10 protein-coding genes are annotated in these 14,964 nt (G+C 60.5%); 6 read left to right on the top strand and 4 right to left on the bottom strand.

Annotated elements, in window-relative coordinates:
- Positions 1-28: 28 nt before the first annotated feature.
- The gene (locus QB905_RS14070; protein ID WP_282975764.1) at positions 29-2,275 is read right to left on the bottom strand and encodes a glycoside hydrolase family 3 C-terminal domain-containing protein; all 2,247 of its coding nucleotides are present in this window, start codon (positions 2,273-2,275) and stop codon (positions 29-31) included.
- Positions 2,276-2,359: 84 nt separating this feature from the next.
- Here QB905_RS14070 and QB905_RS14065 point away from each other — a divergent pair, with 84 nt between their 5' ends.
- Both QB905_RS14065 and QB905_RS14060 read left to right on the top strand, forming a co-directional pair.
- Complete coding sequence (locus QB905_RS14065) at positions 2,360-2,674, top strand: nucleotidyltransferase family protein (protein ID WP_282975763.1); 315 nt, start codon at positions 2,360-2,362, stop codon at positions 2,672-2,674.
- A complete protein-coding gene (locus tag QB905_RS14060) occupies positions 2,674-3,015 on the top strand; it encodes a HepT-like ribonuclease domain-containing protein (protein ID WP_282975762.1) in 342 nt (113 codons plus the stop codon). The genes QB905_RS14065 and QB905_RS14060 overlap by 1 nt, the downstream gene beginning before the upstream one ends.
- A 60-nt stretch (positions 3,016-3,075) precedes the next feature.
- On the opposite strand, the gene QB905_RS14055 is transcribed toward QB905_RS14060, so the two are convergent.
- The 3 genes from QB905_RS14055 to QB905_RS14045 form a co-directional block, all read right to left on the bottom strand.
- Positions 3,076-3,834, bottom strand: a complete 759-nt coding sequence (locus QB905_RS14055) for a FadR/GntR family transcriptional regulator (protein ID WP_282975761.1) — start codon at positions 3,832-3,834, stop codon at positions 3,076-3,078.
- A gap of 73 nt (positions 3,835-3,907) precedes the next feature.
- Positions 3,908-4,435, bottom strand: a complete 528-nt coding sequence (locus tag QB905_RS14050; protein WP_282975760.1) for an arsenate-mycothiol transferase ArsC — start codon at positions 4,433-4,435, stop codon at positions 3,908-3,910.
- Positions 4,436-4,693: 258 nt separating this feature from the next.
- Positions 4,694-7,813 (bottom strand): TonB-dependent receptor, encoded by a 3,120-nt coding sequence (locus QB905_RS14045; RefSeq protein WP_282975759.1) that lies wholly within the window; start codon positions 7,811-7,813, stop codon positions 4,694-4,696.
- 529 nt (positions 7,814-8,342) lie between these two features.
- On the opposite strand from QB905_RS14045, the gene manD reads away from it, so the two are divergent.
- The 4 genes from manD to QB905_RS14025 all read left to right on the top strand — a co-directional run bounded on the left by manD (position 8,343) and on the right by QB905_RS14025 (position 14,957).
- Complete coding sequence (gene manD / locus QB905_RS14040; RefSeq protein WP_282975841.1) at positions 8,343-9,569, top strand: D-mannonate dehydratase ManD; 1,227 nt, start codon at positions 8,343-8,345, stop codon at positions 9,567-9,569.
- Between the two features lie 316 nt (positions 9,570-9,885).
- On the top strand, positions 9,886-11,205 hold the full coding sequence (locus QB905_RS14035; protein ID WP_282975758.1) for an MFS transporter: 1,320 nt from the start codon (positions 9,886-9,888) through the stop codon (positions 11,203-11,205).
- A complete protein-coding gene (gene uxaC / locus QB905_RS14030; protein ID WP_282975757.1) occupies positions 11,202-12,614 on the top strand; it encodes a glucuronate isomerase in 1,413 nt (470 codons plus the stop codon). Before QB905_RS14035 ends, uxaC begins: the two co-directional genes overlap by 4 nt.
- Before the next feature lie 180 nt (positions 12,615-12,794).
- Entirely contained in the window at positions 12,795-14,957 is a 2,163-nt protein-coding gene (locus QB905_RS14025; RefSeq protein ID WP_282975756.1) for an alpha-glucuronidase family glycosyl hydrolase, read from the top strand.
- Positions 14,958-14,964: the final 7 nt, after the last annotated feature.

Here is a 14,964-nt window from a genome sequence, read left to right as displayed (position 1 = left end):
GTGCTTTTCGTGGCCGAAAATCCTTCGCCTATTGCGAATGCACGGCGCTCCACACCTTGTCGGTGAGCGTGACATCGACCGTGACCGGCAGAGCATCAGACGCCTGACCCAGTCGGACATGATAGGTGCCCGCCTTGATATGCCAGCTATTATCGCTGGCTTCCCAGGTGGCCAGCAGGCGCGGATCGACCGTCAGGCTGAAGCTTTTTTGCGCGCCGGGTGCCAGATCGAGTTTGCTGAAACCGCCCAGACGTTTCGGCGCTTCCCAGCCCGCCGCTTGCCAGTTGTCAGGCGCCACGAAGGCCATGACCAGACCCTTGCCCGCCACCTTGCCGGTATTGGCCAGCGTGCCGCTGACCGTGATCAGGTCGTCGGCCACCGAGGCCTTGGCGTCTGATACAGCAAAGCGGGTGTAGCTCAGGCCGTGGCCGAAGGCGAACATCGGCGTGAAGCCTTTGACATCATACCATTTATAGCCAATCGCCGCGCCTTCGTCATAGGTGACATGCACAGGCACCCCGTCCGCGTGGCCAAAGCCCTGAATATCGGCGTGGGCGAACTGCGAGGTATCGGCCGGGAAGCTGATCGGCGAATGGCCCGACGGATCGACCGCGCCGGTCAGCACGCGGGCGATGGCCGCCCCGCCGCGAATGCCGGGATACCAGGCTTCCAGCACGGCGGGCACATCTTTCAGCCACGGCATGAAGACGGCCCCGCCGGTTTCCAGCACCACGATGGTCTTCGGATTGGCCTTGACCACGGCAGCGACCAGCGCATCCTGATTGTCTTTCAGGTCGAGCGTGGTGTCAAAACCCTCGCCCTTCCAGTCGGTGACGAAGACGATGGCGACCTCGGCCTTGGCGGCGGCAGCGGCGGCGGCGGCGATGTCGGTGCCGCTGTCATAGCTGATCCGCGCCTTTGGCAGGTCGGCGCGCAGTTCGGTGACCGGCGAGGACGGCATATAGACCACCGGCCCCGGCCAGCCCTTGGGGTCGAGATCGGGCACGGCATTGCCGCCCACCGGCGTCACCGCCGAGGAACCGCCGCCCGACAAAACGCCCTTATCGGCATGGCCGCCGATCATGGCGATGGATTTCACGCCGCTCAGGGGCAACAGGTTGCCATCATTCTTGAGCAGGGTCAGGGACTGTTCGGCGGCGTGTTGCGCCACATCGGCGTCGGCCTTGAAATCAATCGGCGCGACCTTGACCGGATCGTCGATCACCCCCTCAGCAAACAAAGGCCACAGGATGCGCGTCGCCATATCGTCTAAGCGTTTTTGCGACACATCGCCATCGGCAAGCGCGGCTTTCAAAGGTGCGCCAAAATAGGCCTTGCCATCGCCGCAGCACGGGAAGCCGGTCATCTGGTCGAGGCCGTAATTAGCGGCATCGACCGTTGAATGCACCGCCCCCCAGTCCGACATGACATAGCCCTTGAAGCCCCAGTCGTGCTTTAAGACCTTTTGCAGCAGATATTCGTTTTCGCAGGCCCAGCGGCCGTTCACCAGATTATACGAACACATGACCGAGCCGGGATGGCCCACCTCATTGACGAACTCGAACGCCAGCAGGTCGGACTGGTGCATGGCTTCGGGCGAGATGGTCACATCCACCGTGGTGCGCTGGCTTTCCTGATCATTGACCGCATAGTGCTTCATGGTCGAAACCATGTGGGTCGATTGAATGCCTGCGATCAGATTACCGGCCATCTGCCCGGCCAGCCACGGGTCTTCGCCGGCATATTCAAAATTGCGGCCATTGCGCGGTTCGCGGTCGAGATTGGCGCCCCCGGCCAGGAAGGTATTAAAGCCCGAATCCCGCGCTTCGTGGGCGATCATCACCCCACCGGCATAGGTGACCGTGGGGTCAAAGGAGGCGGCGGTGGCTAGCGACGAGGGCAGGGCGGTAAAACCATGCAGCCCGTGGGTGCGCACGCCCATCGAGGCGTCGGTCTGCCACTGGCCGGGAATGCCAAGGCGCGCAATACCGGGCACATAGCCCGCCGAGCCGCGAATATCGTTGGCATCGACATCGGCCTTGATGGCGGCGGGCACCACGGAATCGGGCTGTTTGTCGAGGTCGTCAGGATTGGTATAGCCCATGACGAGGGTGAGCTTTTCATCCTCGGTCATGGCGGCCACGGCGGTGGCAGCGCGCTCATCGGCGGTCTTGGTCTTGTCCATCCACGGCTGAGGGGTCTGCGCCAGAGCGCTGCCAGCCACACAAACCAGCATAACGGCGCTGGCCGCCGTCATCATCAGGGACGTTTTCATGGGGTATCCTCCGCTTTATCATTGCGGCGGAGGTTAGAAGGAAAGCGCTGTCATGGCAATCACAGGATTGCATAGAGAGGGCGCGTGTTCCATAATGCGTTTATGGAACGTAGCGTCGCCATCGCCAGATTAAAGCCTTTTGAGGCTCGCTTACGGGAGCGAGGTGTGAGCGCGCTTTACCTGTTTGGTTCAACGGCGCGCAATGAGGCGCAAGTTGATTCCGATCTCGATCTTCTCTTTGAGCATGATCCAAAGGCGCATTTTACCCTGTTCAGTCAGGCGGGTATTATGCAGGATCTGTCCGAGCAGCTAGGCGCAAAGGTCGATCTCATCGCGCGTGACGGTCTGCGCCCACATTTTCGGGCGCAGATAGAACGAGATATGGTCAAAGTCTTCTGATGCAGGATACTGGCAACGAACTGGCGATCATTCTTCAGCTTATTGATCGTGTTCAGACCACAGTTCATCGCGAAACCGTCGAAAGCTTCGCTTTGTCTGATGAGGCGATAGATGCAACCACCTATCGCCTGAGCATGATTGGCGAGCATTGTAAACGCTTGCCCGACGAGATCAGGCATCGCCATCCTGATATTCCGTGGCGAGAAATGACCGGCCTGAGGAATATCGTGGTTCACGGCTATGATAATGTCAGCCCATCCATCATCTGGCAAACGGCAACTGAGGGACTGCATTCCATCCGCGAAATGGTAGTTGATGAACTCCAGCGGCTGGGTTCTTGAACATGTATGGCGAATGCACCCCGGCGATCTGGCGGCCCTGATAAGGCCCGCCACCCCGCTTTACGGATCGCCGGTCAGGGCCTTGAAACGCGACGCCATCGCCTGACGGCGCTCCGACGACGCCTTGCGGGCGTTTTCGACGGCCACCAGTTCGGTGGCGCGCAGCAGGTGATCGATGACCCGGTCCATATGGTCGTGCATGGCCTGACGCGCCGCGCCTGACGAACGGTTTTTCAGCGCATTGAGAATATCGGTGTGCTCATTGATGCGATCCTTCATGCCCAGATCGGCGGCGCGCGCCAGAATATTGCGCGCCAGCGGCGAATGATAGCGCCAGTCCCACAGGTTCTCGACCGAGGTGACCATCGCGCCATTGCCGGTCGTGCGGGCAATCGTCATGTGAAATTCGCGGTCGGCCTTTTCGGCGCGCGCCGGATCGGCGTCGTTCATACTGGCCATCAGGTCTTCCAGCTCGGCGAGCTGTTCGTCATTGATCAGGGTGGCGGCCAGAGCTGCCACCTCGCCTTCAAACAGGCGGCGCGCCTCGATCAGCTCGAACGCGCCGATTTCCGAATCGGTGATCGGCGGTAATTTATGCTTCTTGCGGGCGACCGTAATGCCCAGCCCCTGCTTGGCTTCGATCAGCCCCATGATTTCCAGCGCGATCATGGCTTCGCGCAGGGATGGGCGGCTGACACCAAACTGTACGGCCAGATCGCGCTCGGTGGGCAGACGATCACCGGGCTTGTAATGGCCGGATTCGATTTCGGCGGCGATGGAATCGGCGATGCGCCGGTAGAGCTTTTTTGGGTCTGACATCTTCGGTCATAAAGGTTGTTCGCCCAAGGGTATGACCTTTATCAGCAAACTTTTCAACCTGTCTGTTAACCGTTCAGGATACGGAGCGTAAAGGGTGGCCATCGACAAGCTCATCGCCGGTCCATCCGCTGCTCCAGCCGATGCGGTTCACGGCCTGAGTCAGCCTCGTACCCTTATAATCTTCAGGCAGGGTCAGAAGTTCGGTGATATTGCGGGTAAGTGTGGCGTGAACACCGTCAAGGGCGGCCCTCCACTGAAGGGGCGTCTGGGCCAGATTGGGGTCGGGCGTGTCCCAGTGTGCCACCGGCGCATGGCCAAGCGCGGACATGCACATCTCACCTTCGGCATTATTACACAGGGTAATCGCCAGATCGATGCGCGGCGCATCGGCGGCAAGGAACTCCCGCCAGTGCTTCGGACGCAAGCCATCGAGACTATAACCCTGCTCGGTCAGAAAGGTCTGCACCATCGGCGGGATCGCCGCCTTTGGCACCTCACCGGCGGAAAAGCCGCGAACCTGTTCGCCGTCAAATCTGTTCAGAATGGCTTCGGCGATGAGGGAGCGGCCCGCATTATAGGTGCATAGAAAAAGGATATTCATACGCTTAACCGCGAACAGTGGTGCAAGTTCATAGGGTAAGTATAGATTATAATACTTTTCAAATTGTGAGGGCTTATCCTTAATACCAACTTGCGCATCTTCACTTCGCTCGACAGGGAGCAGGGTGTGCCGCCTGTCATCCTGGCGCAGCACAGGCGTAAAAAAGCGGCTGCCGGAGAGGCAGCCGCCAAGTTGAAGTCGGGAGGAAAGTACAGATGCCCGGCCATGACGTGCCCCGGCCGGGCGAGGGGACGCGCTCTAGAACTTGCCGCGCAGACCGATCATGACCGTGGAACCCGGATCATATTCGGTGAAGGTGGCGTTCTCGAACTGGAAGTAGCTGCGCAGCTTGGTGTCGGTCAGGTTGGTGACGTCGAACGTGACCTCCAGATCCTTGCCCCAGGAAACGAGGTGGCTCAGATCATAGCTCGACGACAGGTCGATCTGGCTGCGGCTGTCATTATAGTTGGCGCCTTCGGTGATGCCGTTCTGGTTGGTGCCCGAAGCGACCGACTTGCCATTATAGTTGTCGGACAGGTGGAAGCTGAAACCATAACGCTCATAATACAGGGTGCCGTTATAGGTCATTTTCGGCACACCGATGGCGATGGCGGGCGCTGCACCCGAACCGCGCTGGTGGATATAGGTGGCGTTCAGGCTGTAGCCGAAGCCTTCCAGCGGCGACCAGAAGCGGCCGAGCGGCTGCACCCAGTTCAGTTCGAGGCCGCGAATGTGCAGCAGGCCGGAGGCATTGACCTGCTGGGTCAGGACGACCGTGGCATTGTCGGGGCCGCCGCGCGAATCGATGGCTGCCTGCTGGGTGGGCGTCAGGCCGGCATAGGTGACGCCGTACTGGGCCAGCGCCCCAAACGGCACGGTCGTATTGCCATTGGCGGTGAAGCCATTGATCGACTTGGTGAAATAGGTGGCCGACAGATAGCCTTCCTTGCCGGTATAGTATTCGACGCCCAGATCGATATTCTTGGAGATGTAGGGCTTCAGGTTCGGATTGCCGACCGAACCGACGTCCGCCGACGGGGTCGAGAAGTTGAGGCCCGGCAGCATGGTGTTGGGGTTGGCGCGCGTCATGCTGACCGAGGTCGAGGCGCGGATCAACAGGTTTTCAGTGGCGTTAAACACGGCGCTGAACGACGGCAGGTAATCCTTGTAGGTCGATTTCGTCTCGACGAAGTTGACGATATTCGGATATTTGGCGCCATCGGCCGGCACCGGCGTGGCCGTATTGCGCGGATCGGGCAGGGAGACATAGCCGCCGATCGTCTGGTCGGTGGAGAGCAGGCGCACGCCGCCATTATAGCGCAGGCGATGGCCGCCGAAGATGTCGCGGTCGCCATTGAACTGGATATAGACAGCCGAAACCTTTTCTTCGACGAAGCCGCCCGATGCGCCGGTATTGGACGAGGTCGCCAGGGGCGCGGAGTTATGGAACTGCGCATATTGCGAATCGGTGGCGAACTTATTCCAGTCAACCGTCACAAAGCCAGCCGCGCCGGGCGACAGGTAATTGGCCAGGGACGATTGCGGGATCAGCGAGCCCTGATAGGCCAGCGGCGTTGTATTGCCGGTCGAATAGCCGGTGCCGAGGCCGGGATAGGTCGGGTAACCGGCGCCCGGCGTGGCCGTGTCGAGACCCTGACAGGGCGGCTGGCTGTTCGGGCTGGGCAGGGTGACATTGGGATTGTCGCCGCACACCGCGTTTTGCCAGGCCTGGCTGTTGTCAAAGGCCGTGATCGAGCGCGAGGTGTCGTCATAGGCGGCACCGAATTGCAGGTTGAAGGCCGAGGTGCCCCATTTCAGGTCGCCGCGCACGCCTTTCGTCATGGTGACGCGCTTTTCGTCCTGAATATTGACGCGGCCGCCGTTCCAGCCAAAGCTCGACGGATCATTGAGATCGACATTCGAATCGATGGTCGGCACGTCGCCATTATTGGTGTAGCTGACCGTCAGGCCCGAAGAGGCCGGGGTGATGACCACGAAGGACGGCGATTCACGATGGAAGGTCGAGCGCGTATAGTTGGCGCTGGCCGAGAAATCGAGCGTGTCGTTGATCTTCCAGTCAAAGCCCGGATTGACGCTGTAGAAGTTGGTCGTCTCGGTATAGGGGCGGTATTCGAGGAAGAACTGCGAATTGGCGAAGGTGCCGCTGGTCACCGTGCAGCCGTCGGAGCAGTCGCCGTCCACCTTCATATTGATCGGGATCATCGCGCCGTTGCGGCCCACCCAGTTCATGTCCTGGCGCTGCATCTTGTTTTCTTTGTGCGCGTACATGGTGTCGAGATAGGCGTGGAAGTCGTCGCTCGGACGCCATTCGAGGCCGAAAATGCCGCTGATCCGGTCGCGTGTGCCGGTTTCGGTCATCGGACGGCCGAGGCGCGGGATGATGGCATTGTCGATCTGGGTGATGGTCAGGCCGGGATTGAGTGCCAGCAGGGCGGCTTCATTGAGCGGCGCACCGGTGGTCAGGCCATTACCGGCATTGGCCGGCACCGTGGCGGGGATGGTCCAGTTGCCGCCGCCGGTTGAATTGCGGTTGGCTTCACTGTCCTGGGCCGCGCTCAGATTGGCATTGGTCCAGCCGATGGTTTCAAAGCCCTTATTGGCCACTTCCTGATTGGTGATGGCGATGCCGCCCAGAATACCCCAGTTGCCGAAGGTATCGCTGGCCAGCAGCGAGGCCTTGTTGCCCCACTTGTCGGCATTGGAGCTGTCGGTGCCGGCCACCGACCAGCTCAGTTGCGGGCCCTTGTGGTCGAACGGACGCGCCTGGCGCATATTGACCACACCGGCCGCCCCGCCTTCGACTTCGCTGGCCTGCGGGCTCTTGTCCACCGTCAACTGGGTGAACAGCTCGGTCGGGAACAGGTCGAGATCGACTTCGCGGTTGGTGCTTTGGGAATCGGTCGAGCCGGTCGAGGCCACGGCGACGGGTGCGCCATTGAGCAGGACGCGGGTGAAGCTGGTGCCCAGACCGCGGATCGACACATTGACGCCGTCGCCATTGATGTCGCGCGAGATGATCACGCCGGGGATGCGGTTGAACGATTCAGCAATATTGGTGTCGGGGAACTTGCCGATGTCTTCGGCGAAGATCGAATCCTGAAAGCCGACGGCGCGCTTCTTGGCAAGCGTGGCGCTTTGCAGCGAGCCGCGATAGCCGGTGACGACCACGACGGTGGCATCGTCGGAGGCGGCGGCGGGCGTGGCTGCCGGGGCGGGAGCAGGAGTCGTTGCCGGGGCGGCGGCGTCCTGGGCATAGGCCTGCACGGCGAAACCGGCGGCCAGCATGGTGGCGCCCAGCAGAGCCGATTTTAAAGTCCGTGAACTGATGGCGCGCGAGCGCTCTTCCCTGTTTTTCATAGTGCTTCTCCTGTACCCGGCCTGAAGACCGGCGCGCCCTTTGAACGGGCAGGCTTGTTGATTGTAGAGGCGTCGTGCCTTCGTGGCGTGTTACCGCTCACAGTGCGTCACGGTCTAACCACAAGAATAATGCTTGTCAATTTGGTCTTACCTATAAATTTCACATCTGTGACGAAACACAGCAAATATGTCACGGTTTCAGCCTTGAGATCAAATTTCGGCCGTCATAAGGGTCAGGCCGGGACTGGCGGACGAATTCGCTAAAATGGCTTATTTATAGATGAAGCCTGCCCTGATTTCAGGCTGTGGAGCGAACGATACTGGCTTGATTTGAGGCAAGGCGTCTATTTTCTGTCATGTCATGTCATGTCATGTCATGTCATGTCAGGGCTTGCGGATTGGCAAGATTTGGGGCAATGGTCTTACCAATATGCCTATAATAAATGCCGGCCCATAATCGCTATTATGCCGGTTTCAGGATTTCTCTCCCATGTTGCATCAGATTCCCGCTGCCTCCACTACGCCGGATATGTCTGGCCAGGCGCGCGCCAAAATCATCTCGGCGCGCGTCATCATCACCTGTCCGGGGCGTAATTTCGTCACGCTGAAGATCGAAACCGATCAGGGCGTCTATGGTATCGGCGACGCTACGCTGAATGGCCGCGAACTGGCCGTGGCCGCCTATCTCGAAGAGCACGTCATTCCCTGCCTGATCGGCCGCGACGCCCATCAGATCGAGGATGTCTGGCAGTTTCTCTATCGTGGCGCCTACTGGCGGCGCGGCCCGGTCACCATGACGGCCATCGCCGCCGTTGACATGGCGCTTTGGGACATCAAGGGCAAGATCGCCGGTCTGCCCGTCTATCAGCTCATGGGCGGGGCCTGCCGCGAAGCCATGATGGTCTATGGTCATGCCAATGGTGTGTCGATCGAGGAAACGGTCGAGGTGGCGCAATCCTATAAAGAGCAGGGTTATAAGGCGATCCGTCTGCAATGCGGCGTGCCGGGCCTCAGCTCAACCTATGGCGTGTCGAAGGACAAGATGTTCTACGAGCCCGCCGATGCCGACCTGCCCACCGAAAACCTGTGGGACACCGAGGCCTATATGCGCGTCGTGCCCAAGCTGTTTAGCGCCGCGCGCGAGGCCTTGGGCGATGAGCCGCACCTGCTGCACGATGTCCATCACCGCCTGACACCCATCGAGGCAGGACGGCTGGGCCGCGATCTGGAGCCCTATCGTCCGTTCTGGCTGGAGGATGCGGTCGTGGCCGAAAATCAGGAAAATTTCCGCCTGATCCGCCAGCACACCACCACGCCTCTGGCCGTCGGCGAAATCTTCTCCAGCCTGTGGGACTGCAAGGATCTGATCCAGAACCAGTTGATCGACTATATCCGCGCCACGGTCGTCCATGCCGGTGGCCTGACGCATCTGAAGCGCATCGCCGCCTTTGCCGAGGTGTTTGGTGTGCGCACCGGCTGTCATGGCGCCACCGACCTGTCGCCGGTCACGATGGCGGCGGCCCTGCATTTTGGCCGCTCGATCCCCAATTTCGGCATTCAGGAATATATGCGCCACACCGAGGCGACCGACGAGGTCTTCCCGCACGGCTACCGTTTCGACAATGGCCTGCTCTATGCGCCCGAAACGCCGGGGCTTGGGGTGGACATTGATGAGGCCAAGGCGGCGAAATATCCGTATAGCCGCGCCTATCTGCCGGTGAACCGCCTGAAGGACGGGACATTGTTCAACTGGTAGCGCGCTCCAATCTGTGTATAAAGGCAATCATGAAGGACGATTGAGGTAGTGCAAAATTTTCCCCTCTCCCCTCATGAGGGGAGAGGACGGGAGCCAAGCAAAGCGAAGGCGACCGGGTGAGGGGCTTCTGAGTGGATAAAGAGCCCCTCATCCGGCCTTCATTGCTCTCAGGCCACCTTCTCCCCATTGTCATGGGGAGAAGGGAAGATGATGCAGAGCCAACGCAAATCGTCCCGCATATAAAAGGCCGCAAAGTCTTTTTCCCTCGCAGAGCCCGGTCAACGGGCCTCGTCACACCGGGTTATAAGGAAACGTCATGGAAGTCTCCAATGCGGCGGCCGGTATTGCGCCACCCCCCATAAAGCCCTCCGGCCATATCCGCTGGATCATCTGCTTCATCCTGTTCCTCGCCGTCGTGCTGTCCTATATCGACCGGCTGGTCATCTCGGTGCTGAAGCCCCATCTGGCGGCGGAATATCACTGGTCGGAAACCGGCTATGCCGATATGGCGCTCTATTTTCAGCTCGTTTACGGCATCGGCTTTCTGATCGCCGGACGGGTGATCGACAGGATCGGCGCGAAGTTCGGCTATGCCCTGGCCATTACGATGTGGACCATCGGCCATATGTTGCAGGCGGCGGTCACCACCACGACCGGCATGATCTGGGCGCGCCTGCCGCTGGCACTCGGCGAAGCGGCCACCTATCCGGCGGCGCTGGTGGCGGTCAATAACTGGTTCCCGCAAAGCGAGCGCGGCCTGGCCATCGGCATCCTCAATGCCGGGGCCAATGTCGGGGCCGTGGTGACGCCGCTTCTGGTGCCCTTCCTGATGCTGGCCTTCGGCTGGCGCTCGGCCTTTATCGTCACCGGCCTCCTGTCGTTCCTGTGGCTGGCCATCTGGCTGCTGTTTTATCAAAAACCGCGCCAGCATAAGCTGACCACGCCTGCCGAAATCGCCTGGATCGAATCCGAGCCGCAGGTTGTCGATAAGCGCCCCGTGCCCTATCGCCGCATCCTGGCCACGCCGCAGGCCTGGGCCTATATGGCCGGACGCTTTTTGATCGATCCGGTGTGGTGGACGTTTCTGTTCTGGCTGCCCGCCTTTTTCGCCAAACAGTTCGGCGTCAAGGATATGGGCTTCGGCGCGCCTCTGGTGGCCATCTATGTGCTGGCCGATTTAGGCTCGATCTTCGGCGGCTGGATTTCGGGACGCTTCCTCAAGGCGGGCTGGTCGACCAACCGCGCCCGCAAGACCGGCATGGCGATCATGGCCGCCGTCGTCCTGCCCGTGGCCTTCGCCGGTTTCGTGCCGCAGGAATGGATGGCCGTGGTGCTGATTGGCCTGGCCTGCGCCGGGCATCAGGGCTTTTCGACCAACCTGTTTACTGTGCCGGGCGATCTGTTTCCACACCGCGCTTCGGGCACGGTGGCGGGTCTGGGCGGACTGGCCGGCGCGGCGGGCGGCATGTTGATGGCCAAGTTCGCCGGTATCATCCTGCAAACCACGCATGGCGATTACGCGCCGATCTTCATGGTGTCGGCCTGCGCCTATTTTGTGGCCCTGCTGGTGGTGCATCTGATCTGCCCGCGCTGGGGCAAGGCCAAAATTGATGATGTAGAAAGTGTCGCCGCGTGAAACCCCTCGTCCTGCACCCTGATCGGCTGTTGCCTGCTGAACCCGGCCAGCGCGCCGTGGCGCGCCGTCTCTATGACGGCGTGAAGGCCCTGCCGATCATCTCACCGCACGGCCACACCGATCCGCAGTGGTTTGCCGATAATGCGCCCTTTGCCGACCCGGCCAGCCTGCTGATCCAGCCCGACCACTATGTCTTTCGGATGCTCTATTCTCAAGGCGTGCCGCTGGAGGCGCTGGGGATACCGACACTGGACGGCATACCGGTCGAGCGCGATCCGCGCAAGGTCTGGCGCATCTTTGCCCGCCACTATCACCTGTTTCGCGGCACGCCATCGCGCATGTGGCTCGACTGGGTGTTCGCCGAGGTCTTTGGGCTCGACGTGCGCTTGGACGCGGAAACGGCTGATCTCTATTATGACCGGATCGACGCCAGTCTGCGTGAACCGGCCTTTTTGCCGCGCGCGCTTTTTGAGCGCTTCAATATCGAGGTGATCGCCACGACCGAAGGGCCGCTCGATGATCTCGGCCACCACAAAAAGCTGCAAACATCGGGCTGGGCGGGCCGGGTGATCACCGCCTATCGCCCGGATGCCGTCACCGACCCCGAAACCGCCGGTTTTGCCCGTAATCTCATCCTTTTCGGCCAGATGGCCAATGAGGATATTTCGAGCTGGCAGGGCTATCTGCGCGCCCATGAAAAGCGCCGCGCCGACTTTCGCGCACTGGGCGCCACCTCAACCGATCATGGCCATTTGCGCGCCACCACGGCCGACCTGTCAATAGTTGATTGCGAGGCGCTCTATGCACGGGTGCGAACCGGTGCGGCCACCCCCGCCGAGGCCGATCTGTTCCGCGCCCAGATGCTGACCGAAATGGCGCGCATGTCGGTTGAAGACGGTATGGTGATGCAGCTTCACCCCGGCGTTTACCGCAGCCATAATCCGCATCTGCTGGCGCGCTTCGGCATGAATATGGGGGCCGATATTCCGCTGCCCGGCGAATTTGTCCACGGGCTGAAACCGCTGCTCGACCGCTTCGGCCATGATCTGCGCCTGTCGCTGATCCTGTTTACCCTCGATGAAACCACCTATGCCCGCGAACTGGCCCCGCTGGCCGGTCACTATCCGGCTTTGAAGATCGGCCCGGCCTGGTGGTTTAACGACTCACCCGAAGGGATGCGCCGCTTCCGCGAGCAGGTGACCGAGACGGCGGGCTTTTATAATACGGTCGGTTTCAATGACGACACGCGCGCCTTCCTGTCGATTCCGGCCCGTCATGATGTGGCGCGGCGCATGGATTGTGTCTGGCTGGCCCAGCTTGTCGGCGAACACCGGATTGTCGAAGACGAGGCGCACGAACTGGCCCGGGCGCTGGCCTATGATCTGGCCAAGGCGGCCTACAGGTTATGATGATGCCTTACCCTTCTCCCCTTCAAAAGGGGAGAAGGTGGCCTGAGTGTAACGAAGGCCGGATGAGGGGCTTGGTGGGTTCGCAAAATTGCCCCTCACCCGGTCGCTTTCGCTACGCTTAAGCTCCCGTCCTCTCCCCTTAAATAAGGGGAGAGGGAAATCTACATTAGGAGAACCGCCATGAAGTTCAGAATTTTTGTAAGTCTCGCGCTCATGCTGTTTTCCGCCTCGGCGGCAGCGCAGGCCGCCACCTTGCCCCCCGAAGACGGCTACGCCCTGTGGCTGCGTTATCAGCCCGTGGCCGCGTCCTACGCCGCCACCGCGCCCCACGCCACGGCGATCATCGGCGGGGATACGCCGACCTTGCAGGCTGCGGAAAGCGAGCTTGAGCGCGGCATCAAGGGCCTGTTGGGGCAGGATATTGCCATGAGCACCGCTGTCACGGATGGCGCTCTCGTACTCGGCACACCGGCTGAGTCCAGCCTCATCAAAAGCCTGAACCTTCCGCTGCAAGCTCTTGGTGATGAAGGCTTTTTAATCCGTGACCTCAAGCTTGACGGCCACGATGTCACGGTGATTGCCGCCAATAGCGACACCGGCGTTTTGTACGGCGCTTTCCGCTATCTGAAACTGATCCAGACGGAAAGCTCGCTCGATCATCTCGATCTGTCCGATGCGCCGAAAATCAAGCTTCGCCTGCTCAATCACTGGGATAATCTCGATGGCCATGTCGAGCGCGGCTATGCCGGTAACTCGATTTTCGACTGGTGGCGGCTGCCCGATCTGCACGATCCGCGCCTGACCGACTACGCCCGCGCCAATGCCTCGATCGGCATCAACGGCACGGTGATCAACAATGTCAACGCCACGCCTCTGGTGCTCGATGACCGCCATATCGCCAAGGCAGCGGCCATTGCCGATGCGCTTCGTCCCTATGGTATGAAGGTCTATCTGTCGGTCAATTTCGCTTCGCCCGAAGCGCTGGGGGGCTTAAAAACCGCCGATCCGCTCAACCCGCAGGTCATCGCCTGGTGGAAAGAGCGTACCGAGGCGGTTTACAAGGCCATACCCGATTTCGGCGGCTATCTGGTCAAGGCGTCGAGCGAAGGTCAGCCTGGGCCGGGCGATTTCGGCCGCAGCCATGCCGATGGGGCCAATATGCTGGCCAGACTGCTCAAGCCGCATGGCGGCGTGGTGATGTGGCGCGCCTTCGTCTATGCCAGCCAGAACCCGGAAGACCGCTTCAAACAGGCCTATGACGAGTTCAAGCCGCTTGATGGCAAGTTCGATGATAATGTCATCATCCAGATCAAGAACGGCCCGATTGATTTCCAGCCGCGTGAGCCGTTTTCGCCCTTGTTTGGTGCGCTGAAAAAGACGCACGAGATGATGGAGGTCGAGATCACCAAGGAATATGTCGGCCAGGCCACGCACCTCGTCTATCTCGGCACCATGTGGCAGGAAGCCCTGCAAGCCGATACCTGGCAACAGGGCAAGGGCACGACCGTGGCGAAGGTGGTCGATGGTCAGGTCTATCATGACGATCTGACGGCGATGGCCGGCGTGTCCAATATCGGCGCCGACCGCAACTGGACGGGATCGGACTTCGATCAGGCCAACTGGTACGCCTATGGCCGCCTCGCCTGGAACCCGCAAGCCGATGCGCAGGCTATCGCCACCGACTGGGTGAAGATGACCTTCTCCAATGATCCGGCCTTCGTTGCGCCGGTGGTTAAGATGATGATGGGTTCGCGCGAAGCGATGGTCGATTATATGACGCCGCTGGGCCTGCATCACCAGATGGCGACCGGCCACCATTACGGGCCGGGGCCGTGGGTCTGTAATCTGGCGCGCCCGGAATGGAATCCCTGCTATTACAGCAAGGCGGACGTGAATGGCATTGGCTTTGACCGCACGAAAACCGGCTCAGACGCCCTGTCGCAATATGCCCCTGAAGTGGCCGCGCAATGGAATGATCCGAAGACGACAGATCCGCGCTATCTGCTGTGGTTCCATCATGTGCCGTGGACTTTCGTGTCAGCCGACGGCAAGCCTTTGTGGCCTGACATGATCGCCCATTATGATGCGGGCGTTGACTATGTCCACGCGATGCAGGCGACCTGGGCGGGGCTTAAGTCTTATGTCGATCCGCAGCGTTTCCAGGCCGTCAGCGACAATCTGCGCATTCAGGCGCGCGAGGCCAAATGGTGGCGCGACGCTTCGATTGCCTATTTCCAGAGCGTCAATCACCTGCCCTTGCCGGCGGGCGTCGCCGCCCCGGAAAAGAGCCTCAGCTATTATGAATCGCTGCAATTCCCCAATGCGCCGGGGCAGGGCGAGTAACTGAACA

It is taken from the genome of Asticcacaulis sp. EMRT-3 (assembly GCF_030027245.1).
In the GTDB taxonomy this organism is placed as follows: Bacteria; Pseudomonadota; Alphaproteobacteria; order Caulobacterales; family Caulobacteraceae; genus Asticcacaulis.
This window is presented reverse-complemented; position numbering and strand designations above follow the sequence as displayed.